The 24,509-nt window shown below is 42.2% G+C and carries 19 protein-coding genes and 1 pseudogene; 14 read left to right on the plus strand and 6 right to left on the minus strand.

The genetic code is table 11. The features are described 5' to 3' along the window. Positions 1-134: 134 nt before the first annotated feature. Positions 135-620, plus strand: coding sequence for a thiol peroxidase (tpx, locus tag NF418_RS05960; protein ID WP_256778830.1), 486 nt, complete (start codon positions 135-137; stop codon positions 618-620). A gap of 69 nt (positions 621-689) precedes the next feature. On the opposite strand, the gene NF418_RS05965 is transcribed toward tpx, so the two are convergent. The 3 genes from NF418_RS05965 to NF418_RS05975 are packed head-to-tail and all read right to left on the minus strand — an operon-like array spanning position 690 to position 3,664. Then, complete coding sequence (locus NF418_RS05965; protein ID WP_256778831.1) at positions 690-1,571, minus strand: hypothetical protein; 882 nt, start codon at positions 1,569-1,571, stop codon at positions 690-692. A 12-nt stretch (positions 1,572-1,583) separates the two neighbouring features. Next, positions 1,584-2,444 carry an ABC transporter ATP-binding protein gene (locus NF418_RS05970; protein WP_256778832.1) on the minus strand — a complete coding sequence of 287 codons (861 nt, stop codon included), beginning with the start codon at positions 2,442-2,444 and terminating at the stop codon, positions 1,584-1,586. Between the two features lie 2 nt (positions 2,445-2,446). Further along, a complete protein-coding gene (locus NF418_RS05975; RefSeq protein WP_256778833.1) occupies positions 2,447-3,664 on the minus strand; it encodes a hypothetical protein in 1,218 nt (405 codons plus the stop codon). Positions 3,665-4,154: 490 nt separating this feature from the next. Between NF418_RS05975 and NF418_RS05980 the strand changes: the two genes are divergently transcribed. The 6 genes from NF418_RS05980 (at position 4,155) to NF418_RS06005 (ending at position 12,861) form a co-directional block, all read left to right on the plus strand. After that, complete coding sequence (locus NF418_RS05980; protein ID WP_256778834.1) at positions 4,155-5,030, plus strand: helix-turn-helix domain-containing protein; 876 nt, start codon at positions 4,155-4,157, stop codon at positions 5,028-5,030. 221 nt (positions 5,031-5,251) lie between these two features. Next, on the plus strand, positions 5,252-5,587 hold the full coding sequence (locus tag NF418_RS05985; protein WP_256778835.1) for a helicase BlpT: 336 nt from the start codon (positions 5,252-5,254) through the stop codon (positions 5,585-5,587). An 88-nt stretch (positions 5,588-5,675) separates the two neighbouring features. Further along, positions 5,676-6,377 (plus strand): ABC transporter ATP-binding protein, encoded by a 702-nt coding sequence (locus NF418_RS05990; RefSeq protein WP_172028152.1) that lies wholly within the window; start codon positions 5,676-5,678, stop codon positions 6,375-6,377. A gap of 11 nt (positions 6,378-6,388) precedes the next feature. Continuing rightward, positions 6,389-9,754, plus strand: a complete 3,366-nt coding sequence (locus NF418_RS05995) for an FtsX-like permease family protein (RefSeq protein ID WP_256778836.1) — start codon at positions 6,389-6,391, stop codon at positions 9,752-9,754. A gap of 249 nt (positions 9,755-10,003) precedes the next feature. Beyond that, positions 10,004-11,176 carry an IS110 family transposase gene (locus NF418_RS06000; RefSeq protein WP_256778837.1) on the plus strand — a complete coding sequence of 391 codons (1,173 nt, stop codon included), beginning with the start codon at positions 10,004-10,006 and terminating at the stop codon, positions 11,174-11,176. Between the two features lie 377 nt (positions 11,177-11,553). After that, entirely contained in the window at positions 11,554-12,861 is a 1,308-nt protein-coding gene (locus NF418_RS06005; protein ID WP_256778838.1) for a hypothetical protein, read from the plus strand. Between the two features lie 90 nt (positions 12,862-12,951). On the opposite strand, the gene NF418_RS06010 is transcribed toward NF418_RS06005, so the two are convergent. After that, positions 12,952-13,287 carry a helix-turn-helix domain-containing protein gene (locus NF418_RS06010; protein WP_172083138.1) on the minus strand — a complete coding sequence of 112 codons (336 nt, stop codon included), beginning with the start codon at positions 13,285-13,287 and terminating at the stop codon, positions 12,952-12,954. Positions 13,288-13,452: 165 nt separating this feature from the next. Here NF418_RS06010 and NF418_RS10690 point away from each other — a divergent pair. From NF418_RS10690 to NF418_RS06035, 5 genes and pseudogenes are all read left to right on the plus strand, one after another. Continuing rightward, positions 13,453-14,229: pseudogene (locus NF418_RS10690) on the plus strand (ADP-ribosylglycohydrolase family protein); the annotation flags it as partial. A 1,306-nt stretch (positions 14,230-15,535) separates the two neighbouring features. Next, positions 15,536-16,822: a hypothetical protein gene (locus tag NF418_RS06020; RefSeq protein ID WP_256778840.1), complete on the plus strand. Its 1,287-nt coding sequence runs from the start codon at positions 15,536-15,538 to the stop codon at positions 16,820-16,822. A 180-nt stretch (positions 16,823-17,002) separates the two neighbouring features. After that, a complete protein-coding gene (locus NF418_RS06025) occupies positions 17,003-18,901 on the plus strand; it encodes an ABC-F family ATP-binding cassette domain-containing protein (protein ID WP_256778841.1) in 1,899 nt (632 codons plus the stop codon). Positions 18,902-19,088: 187 nt separating this feature from the next. Then, positions 19,089-19,565, plus strand: coding sequence for a helix-turn-helix domain-containing protein (locus NF418_RS06030; RefSeq protein WP_256778842.1), 477 nt, complete (start codon positions 19,089-19,091; stop codon positions 19,563-19,565). A 1-nt stretch (position 19,566) separates the two neighbouring features. Continuing rightward, a complete protein-coding gene (locus NF418_RS06035; RefSeq protein WP_256778843.1) occupies positions 19,567-20,394 on the plus strand; it encodes a putative RNA methyltransferase in 828 nt (275 codons plus the stop codon). Positions 20,395-20,638: 244 nt separating this feature from the next. Here the strand turns inward: NF418_RS06035 and gatD are convergent, their stop codons facing one another. Together gatD and murT are read right to left on the minus strand one after the other, a co-directional pair. After that, positions 20,639-21,427 (minus strand): lipid II isoglutaminyl synthase subunit GatD, encoded by a 789-nt coding sequence (gene gatD / locus NF418_RS06040; RefSeq protein WP_256778844.1) that lies wholly within the window; start codon positions 21,425-21,427, stop codon positions 20,639-20,641. Beyond that, complete coding sequence (murT, locus tag NF418_RS06045) at positions 21,427-22,770, minus strand: lipid II isoglutaminyl synthase subunit MurT (RefSeq protein WP_256778845.1); 1,344 nt, start codon at positions 22,768-22,770, stop codon at positions 21,427-21,429. The genes gatD and murT overlap by 1 nt, the downstream gene beginning before the upstream one ends. Positions 22,771-22,951: 181 nt before the next feature. Between murT and cdaA the strand changes: the two genes are divergently transcribed. Together cdaA and NF418_RS06055 are read left to right on the plus strand one after the other, a co-directional pair. After that, positions 22,952-23,806, plus strand: coding sequence for a diadenylate cyclase CdaA (gene cdaA, locus NF418_RS06050; protein WP_256778846.1), 855 nt, complete (start codon positions 22,952-22,954; stop codon positions 23,804-23,806). Beyond that, on the plus strand, positions 23,796-24,500 hold the full coding sequence (locus NF418_RS06055; protein WP_256778847.1) for a CdaR family protein: 705 nt from the start codon (positions 23,796-23,798) through the stop codon (positions 24,498-24,500). Before cdaA ends, NF418_RS06055 begins: the two co-directional genes overlap by 11 nt. Positions 24,501-24,509: the final 9 nt, after the last annotated feature.

A 24,509-nucleotide genomic window follows, 5' to 3' on the forward strand; every position in this document is an offset into this window, starting at 1 on the left:
ATATGAGTCTTTCTAAAATGATAGTTTGAGCACTTTTCATTATAGGTCATATGGGACTTTTTTTCTATACTCAAAAAGGCTCCATAATTTCCATGGTGGATTTACCCACTACAGAAATTATAGAGCCGATATATATGACAACCTTTATTGGAAAACCGGTGACCTTGGTAGGTCCGCAGTTACGAGTGGGAGATACGGCTCCTGACTTTGTCCTCATGGCCAATGACCTGAGCTTGAAAAGCCTGAAAGACTTTGGCAAGCAGACTAAGGTCATCAGTGTTGTGCCTTCTATTGACACAGGGATTTGCGATACCCAAACTCGTCGCTTTAATCAGGAGTTAGCTGACCGTGACAATACGGTTGTCATCACTGTATCAGCTGACCTGCCCTTTGCCCAGAAACGCTGGTGTGGCGCCGTAGGTTTGGAAGATGCCATCACCCTATCTGATTACTATGACCATGCCTTTGGTAAATCCTACGGTGTGCTCATGCGGGAGTGGAATTTGCTGGCGCGTGCGGTCTTTGTCCTCAATGCCGACAATGAAATCACCTATGTAGAATATCTGGACAACGTCAACGAACATCCAGACTATGATGCGGCTTTGGAGGCTGTTAAATAAAAGAATATGACGATGTCTGAATAGGCATCGTTTTTTTTGCCAGCAAAAAACCACCATTTTTGAGGTGGCTTATTTTCGTTTGTATGTTTGTAGGACTTTAGCAGTTGCTAATCGAATAAAGGTCAGATAGAAACCTGTCACACCAGCCATTTCCAGCAAGAGTTTCTGCAACTGCTTCCCTACTGTTATGGTAGACTGAGGATTTGTGCCGACTAGTAGAGGATAATCTTCTTGGAAGGTAAATTGGAACTGATGTGCCAATAGAAGTAGCATGAACAGGATGAGAGCATAGATAGCAACTTGGAGGAGAAGAGCAAGTAAGGTCAAGCTAGTGGCATACTGGCTAGGAGTTAGTCCGTTGATAAAGAGGAGACCACGATGTTTGGAAAGGTCAGTCATGAGGAGCCAAGCTAAGAGACAGCAGATGACGAGAGGTATCATATAGATACTAGCTGGAAGAACTTGTAACAAGTTCAGATAAACATCCTTGGGAGCAGTAGAGTAGTGAAAAGTAAGGGTTTGCTCTAGCACTTTTTTATAGACTGTGATACGTTCTGCCAGTTCGCTGCTCGTAAAATGATTGACTCTATTTCCCTTTGCCTCCCAGTTCTGCAAGGTCTGGTAGAGTTCTAACTCTGTTTCCAATACCTCCTGACTTTTTCCTTGGATATGTTCCTTTTCTAAGTAGGCGGTCGCCAGTTCCAATAGTTTTTTATAATAATCCATGCTTTCCTGGTCTAAGGCTTGGGCTTCCTTATCGTCAGAGTACAAGGCCATTTCAGCTTCTTTTTTGACTTGTATGATACGGGCTCGATCCTCAAATCGCAGGTTTTCGGACTCTAGGACATTCCGATAGGACAGGGCAAGTGGGATAAGGGCGATAGCGGTTATCAGGGATAGAAAAATAGCATTGCGTCTCAGTCGTAGTATGAAAAGGGACAGTAGCTTCATGGTCAGGCCTCCCTATTCAAATAGTTCTTTATAAATCTCTTCGGACTGGTGTTCCTGAAGTGTAATATCCAGAATTTCCACCTGACACGTCATGACTTGGTCTAGGTAGAAATGCAGACTATGAACACTGGTATCTACCTGAATGCTATCATTGACCAAAGTCAATCCATTTACTGGTCTAAGTTTCTGATAAACTGTCTGATTGTCACTAGTCTGAACGGCATATTGTCGCCCAACCTGTTCCAGTTTTCGCTCGATGATTTTTCCTTGTTTGAGAAAGAGCAGTTGGTCGGTTAGCTGGTCCACTTCGTTTAATTGGTGGGAAGACACGATAATGGTTGACCCATTCTTGGCTAGCTTCTGGAGCAATTTTCGGGTCTGGATGTAGCTGGTCGGGTCCAAGCCGTTCAAGGGTTCATCCAAGAGCATAACCTGGGGCTTGTTCATAATACCGATAGCCAGCAGGAGATGTTGCTTCATTCCCAGGGAATAATTTTTGACAGGGATCTTCACATAATCACGGATGCCGATTTCTTCAATGACTTCCTCAATCCGCTCTTTTGGTAAATCTTGGATAGTTTGGACCAATCGCAAATGCTCCAGCCCTGTTAATTCAGGGTAGAGGACACGGTTGTCCTGCAGGTAGGCAAAGGTTCGATAGATAGTTGGATTATCGTGCTTTTTGCCATTTATTGAAATCTCTCCCGAATCAAAGGTTTGCAGGTTAGCAATACAGTCTAGGAGGGTGGTCTTTCCAGCTCCATTTGGTCCAATCAAGGCCCAGATTCCAGGCTCCATTAGTTCTAGGTTTAGCTGGTCTAGTATGTTCTTTTTCCCGTAGGATTTGCACAAATTGTGAATAGATAATCGCATGGTTAGACCTCACTTTTTCTTGTCAGGAGATAGAATTGCAGGCAATAGATGAGCAGGTTACTGATGAGAAGAACCGTAAAGACTTTTGGAATGCTGTAGCCAGTTAATTGATGGTAGATGATAGCGCTTCCGTCTGCCAGATTGCCTGCATTCCAAAGGCTGAATGGATTGAAGATATGGGGATAGAAGTTGGCACTGATAGCTATGCCTAGTGTGACAACCAGTCCAGCCAGTCCATTTTTTAAGACTCTAGCCAAGGTCTGTGCCACTCCCAGCAAAAATAGAAGGTAGAGATAGTGCATGCCACAGGCTAGCAAGATGACCTGGTAAATAGGTTTGATAGCTGTTTGGATCAGGCTGGAATCAATTCTCTTACTAATATAGGTGGTGACGGGATAAATCCAGCTACTATTGCCATTTAGTAAAAAAGCGATGAGCAAATGGCTCAGATAGAGGGTTAGAAAGAGGGCAGTATAGAGTGTTAGGAAGGCTAGGTATTTATTGGTTGTAATTCGGATTCTAGTCAGCCCTAGGGTCTGTAAAAGGCGAATCTGCCGGCTAGTTCCCTGCTGGTCTTTGATGAAAAAATTGGTGAAAGTTAAGAGAAAGAGAGGAAGAGTGATGACCAGGCCTAGCTGTTTTTGACCCTGCCAGATTTCATGACTGGTTCCTTTTAAGGCCTGCTGCCCCAGGCTCTTGACGATTTCTCTATCTGTTGGTGTTTTGGGATTCTCAAAGGCTGTCAGGTAAAGCTCAGTTGGAAAGGCAGAGGGTATCTCCTTTTCTAACAGATACTTGGACATCAAGAAGGTATTTTCGATGGTTTGTGGGGTAAAATCATAGCTTTGGTAGGAAAGGCTGATGTATTGGCCATCCTGCTGATAGTGCTGGATATTTTTCTCATAAAAATAGGTCCAGTCCTCCTTCTTGACCGCCTCAATCTCCTTTTGGAAGTTGGCGATATAGTTTGTAAAGAATGTTTTTTCAGCCTGGTAATCCTCTTCACTGAGAGTTTGAGTCTGATACTGTGTTTCTAAATCTTGTATGATATTTTCAAAATTTTGGATGGTCTGTTCATGGTTCTGGATGACCTTTAACTTGGCCTGGCGATTGTGGTAGCCTGCTAGAAGGGAACTAGCTAGAATCGTCATCAACAAGACCAAGATAGCGACTAAGTTTTTCTTGCTACGGAAAAATAGCTTACCTTCAATTTGAAACATAGATACCTCCAAAAGAGAAGAGATTGTAGAGACAGGAATTAATTTTTATCTAGAGATAGTTCCTGCATAGTAGGCTAAGTAATAACCGTCACTAGTTTTTTGATAATCGGTTAAGCGTAAATAACCAGAGTACTTTACACCATTTCGAAACTCTTCGTAGTATTTGGTTTGAGTTAGATTACTAACTACAAAAAATTTTCTGTTAATGTAATAGGAACGAGGGAGTGCTGCACTCTTAGCGAGGTTTCAGCATTTACAGATAGAGTTGTAGTTGTTACTATTGGGCTAATGATAGATAGTAGCAAGGCTGAACGCAAAACAATATTTTTTATGTTATATTCTCCATTCTTTTGTAGAAAACCTCTTTTATGTATACTATTATATTAATATTTTTGAATGCAGTCAATATAAAATGAAAATTTTAATATAAAAATGAATAAATTCATTTTGAAATAGTGTATAATATTATTAAATAAATTTGGAGTATGTTATGAATAGTATAAGTGGTAGTCGTTTTAAGCAACGAAGAAAAGAACTTGGACTGACTCAGAGTGCCTTAGCCAAGGATATTTGTGAGCAGAGTTTGATTAGTAGAATTGAAAATACAAACCTTTCTCCCTCATCGGAAATTCTTTTCCTATTGTCTAATAGGCTGGGTGTGACCATGAATTATTTTTTTGAGGAATTTGTTCAAGAAAGTAGACATAGTATAGGGAAAATACGAACTATTTTCTCCCAACAATTGCTTCTCAGAAATTATGAAATTGTAGAGCAATTGTATGTGAAAGAGGTGGAAAGCAGGCACTTATTGAATGAGGAAGATAAGGCTTATTTAGATTATATTTTTATCTTGGTTCGATTTTACTTATACAATGAAAGGGATTTTGCGACAAAAGAGTTTGATAGACTAAGTGCCATTATCGCTCCTCATTACTATTTTTATTTAGATTTTTTGAACAGCTACGCCAGTTTTCTAGGTGAAGTTGGTGAAGATGACAAATATATGGAGTTAATCAGCAATGTAAAATCAGAGGTGAATAAGCTTGATTTATCAATCAATTCTGACTTTCAAGCCTATATAAAGATTGGTTACAATTATGCTAGATTTCTTCTAAAACGAAAACAGACGAACTTAGCTTTAGATGAAGTGACAGAACTGATTAACCAATTGAATGCTTATAATAGTAGTTTTTTATTGCCAGATTTACTATGTTTGTTGGGGAATATCAGCAAAGGCTTATTGAGAGAAGATGAAGTTTTAGATCTGTATGAGCAGGCACTAGTTTTATACAAGTTACAAGGAAATAAAAAGTTATATTTGTCATTGAAGAATTTTTTAGTAACAATGGGTAAGGAAATATATTGAAAAATTAGTTATATCAAAAAGGAGGTATGTATGAAACGGATAATTCAATTCGTGTGTCTGTTTCTCGTAATCGCAATGGTAATTTTTCCTGTAAAACGGATTGTAACGAGAACTTCTGATGGATTTGATCCTGGGGTCATCAATATTATGAAAAAATAAATAACTTGAATATCTTTGTCTAATTTGATATACTAAATTCATCAAAAAAAGGAGGGTCTTTTATGGAAAAGACACAGATTATTCAAGACGTTTTGGCCCTCATTCAAGACTTGAATCGGGCCTTCCAAGCAGATAAACGAGGAACAGCTGATGAACAGCGATTGCAACATAATCTGACAGAGATGACACGCATATTGTCGGAGGCCAAGTCGGTCACCAATACAGAACTGATTGCGATTGAGAAATTTTATCGTTCGACTAGTTTTTTGGTTGGACTGGGCGATTTGCGATTGAGTGAAACCAGCAGGCAGGCTTGGCGGGCATTTGACCGATATTACTACGAAACGATCAGAGAAGAACTCAAACTCTATGGCGGCTCTGCTATTGCCCAAGTATAAAAGATGAAGGAGAGGGTGAAAACCCTCTTTTGTGCTATAATAAGTAGTAAGAATACAGTTGTTAGGAAGAGAAAAAGCGAGGTGTGCCATGTCCTACATCCAAGTAAAGAATTCGTCGAAATACTACCAAATGGGGGATGCGACCATTGTGGCCAATGACGGTGTGTCCTTTGAGATTGAACAGGGGGAGCTGGTCATCATTCTTGGTTCATCTGGAGCGGGCAAATCTACTCTGCTCAATATCTTAGGTGGCATGGATAGCAATGACGAGGGGGAGGTTTGGATTGACGGTGTGGATATCGCCAAGCTGTCAAGTCATGAACTGACCAATTATCGTAGAGATGATGTAGGTTTTGTATTTCAATTTTATAACTTGGTTGCCAATCTGACTGCCAAGGAAAATGTGGAATTAGCTGCAGAAATCGTCAAGGATGCCTTGGATGCCGAGGAAGTCCTGGAACAGGTCGGACTCGGTCACCGAATCAATAATTTCCCTGCTCAGCTTTCAGGTGGAGAGCAGCAACGGGTTGCCATTGCCCGTGCCGTTGCCAAAAAGCCTAAAATTTTGCTTTGCGATGAACCAACTGGCGCCCTGGATTATCAAACAGGTAAGCAAGTCTTGCAAATCCTGCAAGATATGTCCCGCAAGCAGGGGGCGACCGTGATTATTGTCACCCACAATAGCTCTCTGGCACCTATTGCAGACAGGGTCATTCGGATGCGGGATGCCCGTGTGCATTCTGTTGAGCTGAATGCAAATCCGCAGGATATAGCTAGTCTAGAATATTAGTGGGTGAAACTATGAAAAAGAAAATCTACTGGAAGGATATGAGGCAATCTTTGCTTTCTTCCAAGGGACGTTTTTTATCCATTTTTAGCCTGATGATGCTAGGAGCACTAGCATTGACAGGTTTGAAAGTAACAGCTCCAAATATGGAAAAAACTGCCCAAAGCTATATCGCTGACCATAGGACAATGGATTTGGCTGTCATTTCAGGTCTGGGAATCAGCCAGACTGACCTGGACGAATTGGCATCCATTAAAGGTGCGACAGTAGAGGCCGGCCATTTTAAGGATGTAGTAGCCAAGAAACATCAGACTGCCATTCGGCTATTTTCAGCGCCAAAATTTATTTCTACCTATAAATTATTAGAAGGTAAACTCCCGAGCAAGAAGGACCAGATAGCACTCTCTCCTTCCCTACAAGCAAGTTACAAATTGGGTGACACCTTTCAGGTGACTGAGCCAGATAAGGATGGGACTGTTTTGACCCAAACTACCTTTACAGTTGTTGGTTTTGTGGCTTCGTCAGAAATTTGGGACAATGAAACCATGGGACTGGCCGCAAGTGGAAATGGACAACTGGCTGGCTATGGGGTGGTGAGCAAGGACAGCTTCCAATCAGAAGTCTACACAATCGCACGGCTTGCTTATGATGATTTGAAAGACCTGCCCTATTATAGCCAGGCCTATCAGGAGGAACTGGACCAACATCAAGAAGACCTAGAAAAGCTATTAGCAAACAACGATGAACAACGCTTGTCTAGTATTCAATCTGAAGGGCAAGCGGAAATTTCCCAAGGAGAAAAAGACATTGCCCAAGCCCAATCTCAGCTTGACCAAGCAGCAGAAGACTTGGCGACTGGTCAGGAACAAGTCGCAAGTGGTCGCAGTGAGTTTGCGCGTGGCAGGGCCAAACTAGTTCAATCGGAAATGGAATTGCGAACCATCCTGGCCCAATTGTTGCAAACCAAATTTCAATTAGAAGAAAGCAAAAAAGAACTGGATAGCCAGAAGGCTAAACTAGACCAAACCAAATCCTTCTTGGACGGAAGTCATACCGAACTACTTCAAAGGGTGCAACAATTGGAGAGCGCAAAACAAGAACTAGATACGCAGAATACCCAACTCAGTCAATCTGCCTCAGAAATATCAACCGGTCGTTCCAATTGGTACCAAGGACAAGAAGCACTCAACCAGCAAATTGCTAGTCAGGTCCAGGCAGGACAGACCTTATCTGACTATTCAGATTTACTGGCTAGACAGGAAGCTTTGGATACTGAAAAAGCTCGTCTAGACCAACTTGAAGCTGACTATGAGCAAGCTCACCAATCCTATATCAATAACTATGACTACTATCAATCCAAGGTTATAGAATATGAAAATAGTTTAGCTGATTATCAAACCTGGAACCAGGAATACCAAACTGGACTAGCTCAGTACCAAGCTGGTTTTGCTCAATATGAGCAAGGATTGGCGGCCTATCATAAGGGAGTATCGGATTATGAATGGGGTGTCAGCCAACTGGAATCTTCTGACTTGACCTTACGTCAAGAAGAACTCCGCTTGGATGAAGCTGACAAGGAATTGACTCAAGCTCAATCCCAATTGTCCGAAAAACAGACAGAAGCCAACCAAGAAATTAGTCAGGCCCAAACAGAGATTGCCCAGGCCAAGTCCGACCTGAGCAAGCTAGAAAAATCACCTTATCAAATTTACACCAGATCCAGCCTACCTGGTGGTGATGGCTACACAACTTATAGCAATGCGACCAAGTCCATCGCAGCAGTAGGCAATGTCTTTCCAGTAGTTCTCTACCTAGTCGCAGCTCTTGTCACCTTTACAACCATGGCTCGTTTTGTCGATGAGGAGCGGACCCAGTCAGGCATTTTCAAGGCCCTTGGCTATACCAATAGGCAAATCATGGCCAAGTTCCTTCTATATGGCCTAGCAGCTGGCCTAGTTGGTACTCTTGTCGGCATCCTTGCGGGAAATCTTGTCCTATCACCTATCATTTCGAGCATTATCACGCAGACGACGGTGATCGGACCTGCCAAGCTCCACTTTTATCCACTTTGGACAGGCCTAGCCCTATTGCTTTCTTTGATTTCCTCCGTTTTGCCTGCCTATTTGGTGGCCCAGAGAGAATTGACCGAGAAACCTGCTCAGTTGCTCCTTCCCAAACCTCCAGCTGCAGGCTCTAGCATTTGGCTAGAAAAATGGCCAGCTATCTGGTCCCGCTTGAGCTTTACCCACAAGGTGACTGCCCGCAATATCTTTCGTTACAAGCTCCGCATGCTCATGACCATCTTCGGTGTGGCAGGCACGGTCGCCCTCCTTTTCGGCGGCTTAGGCATTCGCTCCTCCATTTCAGGAGTAGTCCAACGGCAGTTTGGGGAACTCATTCATTATGATCTGTTGGTGGTGGAAAATAGCAGAGCAGATGAGGAGGACTTAGACAAATTAACAGCCTTTCTCCAGTCGGATCAGGTTGGTCAATCCTTGCCAGTGGCTTTTGAACAGCTCAGTCAAACAGTGGAAACTAGTGGCCAGAGAAAAAATATTTCCATTGGACTGTATATTTCAGACCGTCAGGACTTGGGAAATCTAGTCAGTCTTGAAAATTCTTCTGGCAAAGCTATCCAGCTGAGTGGCAGGGGCATTGTCCTCACGGAAAAACTAGCCCAAATCTACGGTGTCAGTGTCGGGGATAAAATAGGACTTACTCTGGAAGATAAGGAAGTGCAAGTCAGGGTCGCAGCTGTGGCGGATATGTATGCCGGGCACTTCATCTATATGACTAGAGGTTACTACGAGCAAGTGACCGGCAAGCAAAAGACAGCCAATGCCTATCTGGTGCAACTGAAAAATGATAAGACAGGTCATGTTCAGAAACTGGCTAGCCAGCTTTTAGCCATGCCAGCAGTCAAAAGTCTGGTGCAAAATACCTCGCTTATGGCTATGCTCACTACCATTGCAGGTTCACTTCAGACTATTATGACCATTCTGGTCCTTCTGTCAATCTTGCTTGGCTTGGTTATTCTTTACAACCTTACAATTATCAATATGTCTGAGCGGATTCGAGAACTGTCTACTATAAAAGTCTTAGGCTTCCATAATCGGGAGGTGACCATGTATATCTATCGGGAAACCATTGTCTTGTCTATAATCGGAATTGTGGTCGGACTAGTAGGTGGGATATATCTGCACAGGTTGCTCCTTGAAATGATTGGGTCTGATAGCATTCGATTTAATCCCACTGTCGGACTGGAAGTGTATATCATTCCAGTAGTGGCTATTATCGGAATTCTGGCAGCCCTTGGCATCTATGTCAACCACCATCTGAGAAAAGTGGACATGCTGGAAGCCTTGAAGTCGGTTGATTAGGGAGTGGGAAAGACATCCATGATGGCTCCGCCCTCACCCACAGAATAATGAAAACGAACATAAAGCCCTCACTAGGTGTATAATCTTAGTGAGGGCTTTGTGGTTGACGAGTTAATGATGTTAGTCATCGCGGGAAAAACTAACCCACTCTACTGACGAGCACCCCAAAATATGCGATAGGCATGAGTATAAAAATACGACTAAAATTCGGTAGATAAGCTCTCTAATTTTTAGAAGGAGGGAATTATCATGGATGTTCTCTATCAATCTTGTGCAGGTATTGATGTCCATCAAGCCAATATTGTTGTCTGTATCCTACACGGACCACTCACCTCAACTCGTCCAAAGCGTGAGATGGCTACGTTTGATACAACGACTAAAGGCCTACGTGCTTGCCACGATTTTCTCAGTCAATTTCATGTGGAAGCTGTTGGTATGGAAAGCACAGGTGTTTATTGGCGACCTGTCTGGCATGCTCTATGTGATGACTTCAAGTTGATACTCGCTCAACCAGCCCACATGAAGGCTATTCCAGGTCAGAAAACCGACAAGAAGGATGCTCACTGGATAGCCAAATTAACACGGATTGGTCTGCTTCCTCGGAGTTTCGTTCCCGATGAAACCATTCAAGAATTGAGGGAGTTGACCAGACAACGAAAACATTATGTGGAAAGTCGCAATCGAGAAACCAACCGTATCCATAAAATTCTTCAGTCAGGTGGCATCAAGCTAACAACCTATATCGAAGATATTATGGGGCTATCTGGTCGCAATCTCCTTCAGCTACTGGTTGATGGGACGCCTATTACACCTCGTATTGTCCATCAATCAGTTTACACCAGCTTGAAGAAGAAAGTGCCGCAGCTTCTGGAAGCCTTGGATGGCTATTTTTCTGACCATCACCGCTTCATGTTAAAGCAGTCCTTAGAGATTTATGATTTTTATCAGAAGCAGATTGAGTTGTTGGAAGAGCGAATGAATGTCTATCTATCACAATATGAAAACCATGTAGAAATATTGGATTCCATCCCAGGCATTGATGTCATTACAGCTTCTGTTATTATTTCTGAGGTTGGTGTTGACATGAGTCAGTTTCCCACTGCTGGACATTTAGCTTCTTGGGCTGGACTTTGTCCAGGTAATAATGAGAGTGCTGGTAAAAAACGAAGTACTAAGATTCGACACGGAAATTCTTATTTGAAGAAATGTTTATGCCAAGCCGCTTTCGCTGTCAAAAAACAAAAAGGAAGTCCTCTAGCAGACCGATTTTATCAGATTCAAAGTCGGCGTGGTTCACAAAAAGCAACAATTGCACTCGCACATCAATTATTAAAAATAGCTTATATCCTCTTAAAAGAGCAGATAACGTATCCTGAATTTTTAGCACAGAAAAAGACTACTAGGGACGAGCTAGTAGCCTAACATAAAAATTTTTTTCGCTTTGATTATATCATAGGGAGGGAGTTTTTGCATTCTTTTGAGTTTTCGTATAAGAACTCAAGTGGTCTAAAAAGAGTTCGTCTTCCCACCCCCGCACAGTTGATTAGGTTGGATTTGGAGTGTAAAACACGAACAAATCCGCCAATCAACCACTGCGCTGAGATGTTGACACGAACTCTAAGAAGTGGCTTTGGACTTTTTGCCCAGCCTCTAACCCAAGCCAGAAAACACGAAAGCGAGGACGGTCTGTATAGATAACTAATTTGAAATATGAGAAACACAGCTATAAAGCAAAAAAATCCTAGTGTATCTAGGATTTTTTTGCAAATATAAGTCTAGAAATATGCTATAATCATTTCATGAAAAAAATAAGTGAATTAGGACTAACTGGCAGAAAGTTAGTTGGTGAAGGTCTTATTTTAGTTCTTGTTGGACTTGGATTTTTAATTGCTGGCTGGCAATTTCCGGGTTTAATTCTTCGGTTCATTCATGCAGGTCTATTCTTTTTAGCTTTATATGAATTGAGCATGACATTTTTCAGAAAGAAGAAATCGAGTGAAAGTGTCATTGCGCTAGTTGGGAAAGCTGTTCTTTTCGGGATTCTAGCCAGTCTCGATTTAGCTGTTCAAATTCCCCTCTATTTCGCGGCTATTTTTGTTGGGATTTACCAACTTTTTACAGCTCTTATCAATTTCATCACTTTTTACCTATATCGAAAAGATGGGGTACAGCCACGGATTCGCTATTTAATAGATGGAATTTGGTTATCCTTACTAGGTTCAGCTTCCCTATTTGTGTCAGGCACACAGCTGGTTGTTCAAACCATTGTTATCGGAGGTTATCTGATCTTGTATGGACTCACCAATTTACGTGATGGCTTCCTGTTTGAAGAAGCAATCGAGCAACAGAGTCTAAAGCGACATGTCCGCCTAACCTTCCCCTTGTTCCTTGCAGCCCTCGTACCACGGATGACCCTAGAAAAAGTCAATAATTATTTAGCTGACAATAAGGATCAGACGGCTCAATCAGTTTACAATAGTCAAAAAAATATTACAAAAACACCTATTTTAGAAATATTTGTGCATGTAGGTGAAGAGGGTTTTGGAGCTGTTGGACATGTTGATTTGAGTTACAAAGGACAGGTTTATGGTTATGGTTCATACGATGTCCTGTCTGAGCGTTTGGGTGGTGCGATTGGTGATGGAGTCTTGTTCAAAGCAGAGCGCCAAGCCTATGTTGACTTCTGCAATCAAGAAGGAATGACCATGTTGGGTTACCAGTTGAGCTTAAGTCCAGAGCAAGAAGAGGCAATAGAAACTCGATTGGCTGAAATTGATAATCTACTCCTTCCTTGGAATCCAAGTCCTGAAAAAGTATCGAAAACGGCAGATGGACAGCCGATTGAAATGTATGCCTATCGATTGAAAGAGGCAATACATGCGGAATTATTCAAATTTAGAAAGTCTAAATTTAAAACCTATTTCGTCCTATCTACTAATTGCGTTCTTCTGGCTGATTCTGTGATTGGACAGGCTGGAACCGACATACTTGGTATGCGTGGATTTATCGCACCCGGAACCTACCAATCTTACTTGGATCAGGAATATGAGAAGCCACATAGTTTAGTGGTTGCGAAGAATATTTATTATCGTAAAGAAAAATCCTAGTCTCGGCTAGGATTTTTACTATCTTTCGTTCAATAAAATGGGAAGCTTATTGGCATCTTTGTTTCCAATGGAACAAAGATAATGAATTTATCAATCATTGATTGTTTCAAGTAATAGTCGGATAGCTTGTAATACTTTAGTTTGTTTTTCTTGAGGAAGCTGAGTAATCACTTCAAAGACTTCACGAGCTTCTGGACTGGCTTCGGAAATCTGAAAATTAAAGAATTGATCGGGAGTGACGGACAAGGCTTCCATTATTTTTTCTAAGGTTTCAACTTTAATATTGGAAGACTTTTTCTCCACGTTATGGATATAGTTGGTTCCGAGTTCTGCTTTTTCGCTGAGTTGTTCTTGACTTAGCTTTTTTTCTTGGCGAAGATATCGAATACGATTTGTAATATGTTCTTGTAATGGGTATTGTTTCATGAAATTCCTCCGAAAACTACCAATTGAAAACAAACCACCGTTTTTTGTGGTAAATGATAAAAAATCACTTTACAGAGTGATAAGGATATGGTAGTATTATGGATATAGTATATAAAAATTATAGAGAAAAAATTCTCTTTTGTCCATAAAAAGAAAGGATAGGCTATGTTTGGTGCAATTGTTGGGGATGTCATTGGGTCCCGGTTTGAGGGTAGAAATAACAAGTCAAAAGAATTTGACTTATTCCACCCAACTTGTCGATTTACAGATGATAGTGTCATGACAGCTGCAGTTGCGGCTAGTTTCTTGGGTTTGAATGAACCATTTGATGATTTAGAAGAAGCTTTAGTCTTGAATATGAAAGATTTTGGTAAGCTGTATCCTAGAGCTGGTTACGGTCCTCAGTTTAAAAAATGGATTGAGAGCAAGGATTCAGAACCTTACAATAGTTTTGGGAATGGATCTGCCATGCGTGTCTCAGCCTGTGGCCATGTAGGAAAATCATTAGAAGAGACATTAGATTTGGCTGAACGAGTTGCTTTTGTAACCCATAATCATACAGAAGGAATCAAGGGAGCTCAAGCAGTAGCTGGTGCAATCTTTTTGGCTCGTACAGGAAAAAGTAAAGAAGAAATCCGCCAGTTTGTAACTGACAATTTCTACAATCTTGATTTTACGCTGGATGCTATCCGTCCCTCATATCAATTTGATAGTAGTTGTCAAGGAAGTGTTCCTCAAGCCATCGTAGCATTTTTAGAAGCAGAAGATTTTGAAGATGCGATTCGTAATGCAGTGTCTCTTGGTGGAGACAGTGACACCCTGGCTGCTATAGCTGGCAGTATCGCTGAACCATTTTTTGGCATTCCAGAAGAAATAGTCTATCGAACTACTGATTACCTACCTAGTTTAATTATGGAAGTTTCGTATTATTTCGAGCAAGATTATCCAAGTAAAGGTCTTAGATGTTCTCACATGAACGAAGGACAATTTGAAATGGTTAGCCTTTTCCAGTTAATAGATGATTGTGTTGGTAGAATCATTCCTAAAGGTGCACCGGTTGAAATATTAGAAGAATATCCGAATGGTGCAATCAAAGTACAACCTGATGAGCAATTTATTCAGTTAGATTTTTCGTCGTTTGATAAAAATTTAGTGGATAAAGCAAGGAAGAATAAGGAGCATGCCCCATTTGATGTTGTAGTAGAGGGTGTGCAGTACGTTGTTGACAACTCTTTGGATATATTAGGTCAGCTCGGCAATGAGCTAGGAAAAGGACTAGGTGTCGTAGGAAATGAGGCTGGTAAAGTTGTTCAAGGCTCAGCAGATTTCGTAGGTCAGCTCGGCAATGAGCTAGGAAAAGGACTAGGTGTCGTAGGAAATGAGGCTGGTAAAGTTGTTCAAGGTTCAGCAGATTTCGTAGGTCAGATCGGCAATGAGCTAGGAAAAGGACTAGGTGTCGTAGGAAATGAGGCTGGTAAAGTTGTTCAAGGCTCAGCAGATTTCGTAGGTCAAATTGGCGCTGATTTAGGAAAAGGTTGGAATCATTTATGGAAATCGGCAAATAAGACGACTCAAACCAGGGACAAAACAAATCAAAAATCTGCTGAAATGTCTGGTGTAAAAAAAGAACCAGCTAAGAAAATGCATTTTGATTCTATGGAATCATTACAAAGTGTAGTTCATATCGTAAATGAAGCAAATTTATCAATTCTGAATCCAAATCGTATCATTGCTGATAGTCCTCTAAAAGATGTGTTGGCTATGGGGTTAGGAGCAGGCTTAGGCGGTGTTGTTTCTTACGGTGCTTTGTATGCCCTAGGGACTGCAGGTCTTTCAGCAGCAGGAATTACTTCAGGTTTGGCAGCTGCTGGTGCTCTAATTGGTGGTGGTATGGTCGCAGGATTCTTTGTTTTAGCAGCTCCTGTAGCTATCTTAGCGGGTGGAGGTTTAGCGATTGCCAATATTCTCAATCAACAACATCTCCAACAAGAGAAAAAACGCCTTTACAAGGTTGCACTACAAAAACATCAAGCTATCATTGAGGCTTTAAAGACTGAAAATCAGGAAAACAAAGAGCGAATTGACTATTTGACCAGTCTCAATATACTGTTGCAAAAAGCTATCAAAGAACTAAAAGAAGATTTAGGTACGCAAGATGAAACCGAACAAGCAGAGCCGATATAAATATAGCCAAGGCGAAAAGGAAGTATTGAAAGTTCTAAAATACCAGCAACAGGAATTGGTAGGATTGGAAAAACAAAGTCAGGCGGATACTAAACGACTTGATCAGCGAATCTCGACAAGTGAGGAACTTCTGATTTCTCTGGGTTATCAACTTCCAAATAAAGTTACGACTGTAGAAACAAAAACAGCTCAATATATTCCCAAGAAAGAGATTTCCCTGCTTTCTTGGGAGCAATTAGTAGAAAAGGCTAATCAGCAAGTTCAGGACGAAATCATTTTTGAAGATATATTGACTGCTGATGAGATAAATGAAAATCGCGAAGTACTGAAAGCCCTTACTGCTGAATACAAGGCTATCTATAGTCTCGATACATTTGATATTTTGCTTGGTGTGGGCAGTGGGATTCTAGCTTCACTCGTTGATATTCTTTTGATTGGAATGCCTACAAAGTCGGCCGATGCTGGGCCACTTGCCAACTATGTCAGAGATCGATTTAAAGCAGTATTTCCACCAGGAGAAATGGAAAATTTGGAATTTGCTAAAGTTCCGTTTGACGCTCAGGATAATCGAAATACTGAACGTATTGTAAATGGACTATCTCCACAATATCATCGACTCTATTCCTTGGGACATGATCCATTACTGGGATTCATCATTGGAGTCTTGGATATCATGAATGGGCAGATGACTACAATTGATAAATTTGGCAAAATTGTAGTCCAAGATATGCCAAACTACCAAGATCGCAAAGAAGAAAATATCTTTTTTGCAATAGCTAAGCTATTGGTCCATTTTAAATCTGATATCACAACATCAATGGGTTTACCGGCTCCTCTGATGGGGCTATTTAATCTCTTACAGTTTGGAGAAATTGGCAAAGAGGAAGAAACCATTGCTCAAATCGTTCAGGGAATGTATCAAGATGGATATGATTTTATTCACTTTGCTACTATGTCCATTCCAGTGATGTTGATCGAAGTTTTGGTTAGATTAGGCTATGCTTGTCGCCGTTTGTCACAGGGAGCTAGCCTTTCAGATGCTGTTGCTTTTTCTATTAATAGGAAAAAATATCCAAAGTTGGGAACCATACTCTTTACTGCTCATTCAGTCAGTACAGCTGTTAATCTCGGCAAAATCATTATTACCGAAAATCCCCTTACCATAAACTATCCACAATGGTTAGCATTTTTCAAATACTCTTATCAAGAAGTACATTATCAACTGTTTATAGAGCCGGAACAAAAACGTGGATTCTTTGAAGAGCATGACTGCTTACAATACGACCGGTTATATACAGACATTGATACATTGTTTGAAGAGGTTCTTTTAGACTATCAATTGCTAATTTAATATTTTTATAAGTTGGAGGGGATGTTTGATTGGCAGTTTCAAGAGTTATCAATCACTAAACTCAAATCATTCGAAATATCCACATGAAATTTGGAAACAGTGGCAACAGTGCTACTGTTTTTTGCTGAAATCAGAAAAAGGATTTTACACGGGTACCCTAATTTATGGTACAATATTTTTATGATTATTCTAAGTGGAAACAAGATTGAACGCTCTTTTGCGGGCGAAGTTTTATTTAACAATATCAACATTCAGGTCGACGAGCGGGATCGGATTGCCCTTGTCGGAAAAAATGGGGCAGGCAAGTCTACTCTGCTCAAAATCCTTGTCGGAGAAGAAGCAGCGACCAGCGGTGACATTTCAACCAAGCGTGATTTGTCCCTTTCTTACCTGGCACAGGACAGCCGTTTTGAGTCAGAAAATACCATTTACGATGAAATGCTCCATGTCTTTGATAATCTGCGGATGACGGAGAAACGCCTGCGGTCTATGGAAGAGCAAATGGGTAGCTTGTCTGGTAGTGAACTCGACCAGCTCATGAAAACCTACGATAGTCTGTCGGAGGAATTTCGTCTGGCAGGTGGTTTTAGTTATGAGGCAGACATCCGTGCCATTTTGAATGGTTTCAAGTTTGACCAAACCATGTGGGACATGAAGATCTCCGAACTCTCCGGCGGTCAAAATACCCGATTGGCACTGGCAAAGATGCTTCTTGAAAGCCCAGAATTATTGGTGCTGGATGAGCCGACTAACCACCTGGACATTGACACGATTGCTTGGTTAGAAAACTACCTAGTGCATTACAAGGGAGCCTTGATTATCGTCAGCCATGACCGGTATTTCTTGGACAAGGTAGCGACTCTGACACTGGATTTAACCAAGCACTCCTTGGATCGTTATGTGGGCAATTATTCTCAGTTTGTCGAGCTCAAAGAGCAGAAGTTGCAAACGGAATTGCAAAACTATGAAAAGCAACAGAAGGAAATTGCTAAGTTAGAAGACTTTGTTCAGAAAAATATTGTCCGTGCGTCGACCACCAAGCGTGCCCAGGCTAGACGCAAGCAGTTGGAAAAGATGGAGCGACTGGACAAGCCAACAACTGGTCAGAAGTCTGCCAACATGACCTTCCAGTCGGACAAGACTTCTGGCAATATCGTCTTGACAGTGGAAAATGCTGCGGTGGGCTACGATGGAAACATTCTTTCCCAGCCTATTTCCATTGACCAACGAAAGCTAGATGCCATTGCCATTGTCGGACCAAATGGTATCGGAAAAACAACCCTGCTCAAATCCATCATCGGAGCTCTGCCATTTATCAAAGGGGAAGCCAAGCTCGGTGCCAATGTGGAAGTGGGCTACTACGACCAGACCCAGTCTGCCCTAACGCCTTCCAACACAGTCTTGGAGGAGCTCTGGTCAGCCTTTCCGACCACGCCTGAAGTGGAAATCCGCAACCGTCTGGGAGCCTTTCTCTTCTCGGGTGACGATGTCAAAAAGTCCGTTTCCATGCTATCGGGTGGGGAAAAAGCCCGCCTGCTCCTGGCCAAGCTGTCCATGGAAAACAACAACTTCCTCATCCTTGACGAGCCGACCAACCACCTGGACATCGACAGCAAGGAAGTGCTGGAAAATGCCCTCATCGACTTTGACGGCACTCTGCTCTTTGTCAGCCACGACCGCTATTTCATCAACCGCGTCGCCACCAAGGTGCTGGAAATCTCGGAAACTGGCTCCACGCTCTACTTGGGCGACTATGACTATTATTTGGAGAAAAAGGCAGAGCAGGAAGCAGAAGCCCAGCCTGACCAGCTAGAAAGTACTAGCCAATCAGCCGGAGCCATGGACTACCAAGCTCAAAAGGAAAACCAAAAAGAGCAACGCAAACTAGCCCGCCGAATCGAGCAAATCGAGGCAGAAATCGAGACCATCGAAAACCGCCTGAACGAGCTCAACCAAGCCATGCTAGAAACCAACGACATCGGTCAGCTAACCGATTACCAGAAAGAAATCGATCAATTGACTGCCCAACAAGAAAACCTCATGGAAGAATGGGAAGAATTATCTGAGCAGATGGGCTAGGTTGACAGGAAGTTGACAAGAGGCTCAAACCCTTGATAGAACAAGCTTGCAAGCCAGCCTTGCGGAGTTAGCAAGACCACCTTTCGCTAAAAAAGTCCAGAGCAAGCCAGCCTTTCTTGGCAAACATTGACCAACAAGCTAAGATAAAATCAGGACCTGCCAGACAGGTTCCTGAAAGGAGAAAGAAATGAACTTTGGACAGCAAATCAAAGACTTACGAAAAAAGAAAGGTTTGACTCAGGAGCAGTTTGCCCTCAAACTCAATGTGACTAGGCAGGCCGTATCCAACTGGGAAAATGACAAAAACCTACCTGATTTGGAGCTCTTGATTCTCATGTCCTCTGTCTTTTCGATCTCCTTAGATCAACTTATCTTAGGAGGAACTGACATGAACAACATGACAGAAAAACTTGTAAAAGACGGTCGTGAGGGCCGCCGAACCCAGATGCACCTGACCATTACCATTATTGGTAGTTTTCTCATGCTTCTCGGCTTCGTCTGCTTTGTCATCAAGGTAAACTCGGTCGAATATGTCGATGCCAAGGGCATTCTGCATGAAAATTTTTATCTCATTCCAGTCGGCTACTTGCTGGTCTTTACAGGAGCCCTTGCTACGCTCCTATCAGGACTAGCCCTGCACAACTTTAGAAAAGAAAATAAGTAAGATGACCAAACACCAACGTTTTGCCAATAGCGACCAATTTTTCGCCTGTCCACATTGTGGGCAGGCTCTTGGTCTTGACCAGAGCAGTCTTCGCTGCCCCAACCGCCACACTTTTGACATCGCCAAGCAGGGCTATGTCAACCTATCGCCCCATGTCAAGCAGTCCGCCAACTACCACAAGTCTAGCTTTGAAAACCGCCAGGCCTTTTTAGAGGCGGGCTATTACGATCATCTCTACGAGGCTTTGGAGGGAAAAATAGCAGAGCTGGGCTTGCGGTCTGTCTTGGACATCGGCTGTGGAGAGGGCTTTTATTCCCGCAAATTAGCCGAGAAAATGGACTTGGACATTCTTGCTTTTGATATTTCTAAGGATTCCATTCTCTTGGCAGCCAAATCTGACAGGACCAAGTCGGTCAAATGGTTCGTCAGTGACTTGACCAAGTTACCCATTCAAGACAAGACCATTGACGGTATCTTGGACATCTTTTCTCCAGCTAATTATCAGGAGTTTGCCAGAGTGCTGAAAGCTGGTGGGGCTATTCTCAAGCTGGTCCCAGGGCCAAATCATCTCAAGGAGCTCCGCCATTTAGCCAAAGACCAACTCCGCAAGGAATCCTATGATAACCAGGATATTGTGGACCATTTCAAGTCTTACCTGGGACAGGTGGAGCAAGTGCTAGTCAGTCGGACCCTGCCGATTGGTATAGAGCAGGCTCGTATTTTGGCAGACATGACCCCCCTCTTTTTCCAAGTGGACCAGTCCAAGCTGGATTTGAGTCAATTGACGGAGATAACGGTGGAGGGCTTACTTTTGATTGGAAGTATATAAAATAAAACCGCCTCTGGATATCAGAAGCGGTTTTGCTTTATTTCTCATACTCTTCGAAAATCAAAGTCAGACCTTGTTGACTTGATTTGATGAGTGGAAAGCTCCAGCGGAGGTTTCCAGCCTGTCACTTGACAATAATAAAGTGACAGAGTTCTATCTGCGCCATATAGACACGAACTTCGTTCGCTTTATTTCCAAGCACCAAAGGTTCCCCAAACCTTTAGTGCTAGTCTGATTCTGATTTTCATTGAGTATCAAATTCTGCCTTGCTTTTTACATCGCCGTATTCTTCAGCGACTTCTTTGCTGAGGATGTCGGCGTAGCTGGCAAGTTGGATGTCTTGTCCGTATTTTTTACGGAGGGCAGTTGTGACCAGGCGGTAGGCTAGGTTGGCATTGCGGGATAAGATTGGTCCGTGGAAGTAGCTGCCGAAGGTATTTTTGTAGTGCAGGCCTTCGCCACCGTCTTCCTTGTTATTGCCATTACCATAGACAACCTTGCCCAGCGGTTTTTGGTTGTCAGCTAGGAAGGTACGGCCTTGGTGGTTTTCAAAACCGTAGTAGGTTTCATTGAACTCCTCATTGTGAATTTTGATGTCACCGATATAGCGGTTATTGGTCTGGTTGAGGGTGTAGTGACCCATGATTCCTAGACCGTCAATCTTGCGACCGCCAGCTTCGATGTAGTATTGACCGAGCAATTGGAAGCCACCGCAGATGGCCAGCATGACGCCATCGTTTTCGATAAAGTCTGCTAGGCTGTCTTTTTTTGTCGGTAAATCCTTGGCTAGAATAGACTGCTCGTAGTCTTGACCACCACCGAAAAAGGCGATGTCGTAGAAATCCTTGTCAAATTCATCTGTCAGGGAAACGATGTCCACCTGGACACGAGCCCCCAGCTTTTCAGCTACATACTTGAGCATGAGGATATTGCCATTGTCCCCGTAGGTGTTCATCAAATCACCGTAGAGATGGGCGATGTGGAGATCGTAGTGATAGTCTTTTTCAGGACTTTTTAATGAAGTATAGACCATTATTTCATCTCCTTTCCAACGGCTTGGCGTTGAGACAGCAGGTCACGGAATTCTAGCATAGCCGTATAGGTTGCGAGGATATAGGCGTGTTGGCTACTGGACTGCTCAATCAAGGTCATGATGTCTTCTAGTTTAGGCGTTTCAGTAATCTGGTCCTCAGGATAGCCAGTCACACGGAGGCGACGGGCGATTTCAGACGAGCGGACACCACCTGCAAAGACTTGAGGAATGTCCATTTGGGTGATTTGTTCAAAGTCAGCGTCCCAAATCCAGCTGGTATCAATCCCGTCAGCGTAGTTGGCATTGAGAAGAACAGATAGGCTAAAATCGTAAGGAGCCAGTTTCATCATTTCAATGGCCTGAGTAGCACCAACTGGGTTTTTAATGAGGACCAAGGTACAGTCCTTGTCACCCAGTTTAAAGGTTTCTTGGCGACCGAAAACTGCCTTGGACTTGTCAAAACCAGCCTTGATTTTCTCAGGAGATACGCCGAAAAATTCTGCCACGCTGACAGCTGCCAGGGCATTGTAGATATTGTAAAGCCCACCGATGTTGATTTTGTAATCCTGACCGTCAATGGCAAAGGTAGAAGAAGTATTGGTGATTTCTTTTAACTCTGTCAACTTGTAATCCAGCTCAGGTCGGCTAAAGCCACAGTTGTTACAGATATAGCTACCCAAATTAGCGTAGGTATTGAGCTTGTACTGGATAATCTGGTGGCAATGCGGACAGAGAACGCCTTCGGTATTGTAATGGGCCAGACGTGGCTCATGCTCGTCCGTCGCAAAACCGTAGTATTTTACTGGATTGATAACGGAGGTCGAATTGAAAAGCGGGCTGTCACCATTGGCCAGAATAGTTGCCTGCGGAGCTTTTGCAGCCCCGTCCAAAATCATCTGGTAGGTGGTATAAATCTCACCATAACGGTCCATTTGGTCGCGGAAAATATTGGTAAAGACAATCAAGCTAGGCTTGATAAAGTCGGTCACACGGGCCAGACTGGCTTCGTCAATCTCCAAGACGGCAATCTTCTTGCCGTTTTTGTTTTTCTTAGCAGATAAAAAGGTGGCTGTAATCCCTGTAATCATATTGGCACCGCTGGTATTGGTCGTGATTTCTCCAAATGCTTCTTGGAGAATACCGACTGTAAGTGCGGTGGTAAGTGTCTTACCGTTGGTTCCGGTGATAACAACGACTTCATAATCCTTAGCTAAACTATCCAAAATATGTTTATCGAATTTGAGGGCAATTTTCCCTGGCAGTGTGGTTCCTCGGCCCAGTTTGTTGAGGACAAACTGGCTGGTCTTTCCTGCGGCAATCCCTAATAATGTATTTATTTTCATGGGACTATTTTATCACAAAGGTTGTGGATTTTCTAGAATGTAGTATATGGAATCGTGATATATGGCTGAAGTGTCTCTGTAATATTTTTAACAGGAAGGTCATGGATTTCTAAATTATTAAGGAAAAAATATGGTATAATAAGTACATTACGATGTGCGAGTTAGAAAGTATGAAAGATTTATGTTAAACTTAAACCAGTTGCTCGATGCTGGTTACTGGTCAAGTCTGATTGCTAGTCCTTGGGTAGCTATCCTACACTTGATTGACATCAGTATCGTTGTTTATTTAATTTTTAATTTTAGTAAGGCCATTGCCGGAACGAAGATTATGACCCTCATTCGCGGAGTCTTTCTCTTCATTATTGCACAACTTCTTGCTAGTTTATTCGGGTTGCAGACCATTGCTTGGTTGATTAATCAGGTTATCACCTATGGAGTGATTGCTGCAGTTGTGATTTTTGCTCCGGAATTACGGGCTATGCTTGAGAGGTTAGGGAGGACAACTCAGATTTTTACGTCCAATACCTTGTCTAAAGAAGATAAGATTGTAGATGCTTTTATCAAGTCTGTAGCCTATATGTCCCCGAGGAAAATTGGTGCCTTAGTAGCAGTAGAACAAGCCCAAACTCTTCAAGAGTATAGGGCTACTGGAATAAAATTAGATGCGGATATTTCCCATGAACTACTGATTAATATCTTTATTCCAAATACACCTCTACATGATGGCGCCGTCATTATTAAGGAGGATAAGGTAGCTGTTTCTTGTGCCTATCTCCCCTTATCTGAAAGCGCAGGTATTTCAAAAGAATTCGGTACTCGGCATAGGGCAGCGATTGGATTATCAGAAGTATCAGATGCTTTTATCTTTATTGTTTCTGAAGAAACTGGAAACATCTCAGTAGCTTATAATGGAAATTTTAAGCATGATTTGAGTTTGGAGGATTTTGAACTTGAATTAAGAAAAATTTTCAGTTCGGAAAATCAAGAGAAGAGTACATTCTTGAATCGCTTGAGAGGGGGCAAACATGCAAGATAAATTTAAAACTGTAGGACATTTAGCCCTGTCCATCTGTCTCGCACTTTTGCTCTTTTTCTATGCAACTACAACAAATTATAAAACATCAGAAACTGCTGCTCAGAATTCAGAAACAGAAACCTATGTACACACGTTAAACAACGTTCCGATTGATATTGATTATAATAATAGTGAACAGTTTATTTCTGGTTTTTCCTCGACAGTGACAGTTGAATTAAGAGGATCCAATCGAGTACTCTTACAAAGGGAATCTGATGAAGCAACAAGGACTTTTCAGGTTGTTGCTGATTTAACAGAATTGGAAAATGGCACGCATACAGTCAAACTTCAGCTTGTCAATTTACCAGCAGGAGTGACAGCTACCTTGGCTCCAGATGCTATTACGGTTAAAATAGGTAAACGAATGAGCAAGGCTCTACCTGTTGAAGCTAGAGTCTATAGTAATCAGCTGGCAGATGGTTTTAGCCTTTCCAAAGTATCTGTTAATGTAGATACTGTGAAGGTAACTACAGATGAAGAAACAATGGCTAAGATTGATCGAATTGAAGCGGTGGCAATAGATGTAAGTAATCTATCAACAAATTATAGCGGAACAGCTAAATTACAAGCTGTTGATAGTGACGGTAATGTGTTGCCGGTTGTACTTTCACAAACAGAAGCGAATATGCAAATTACATTAACAAAAACGAAATAAGAGGTAAAT

This window comes from Streptococcus suis, from assembly GCF_024509555.1.
In the GTDB taxonomy this organism is placed as follows: Bacteria; Bacillota; Bacilli; order Lactobacillales; family Streptococcaceae; genus Streptococcus; species Streptococcus suis_AD.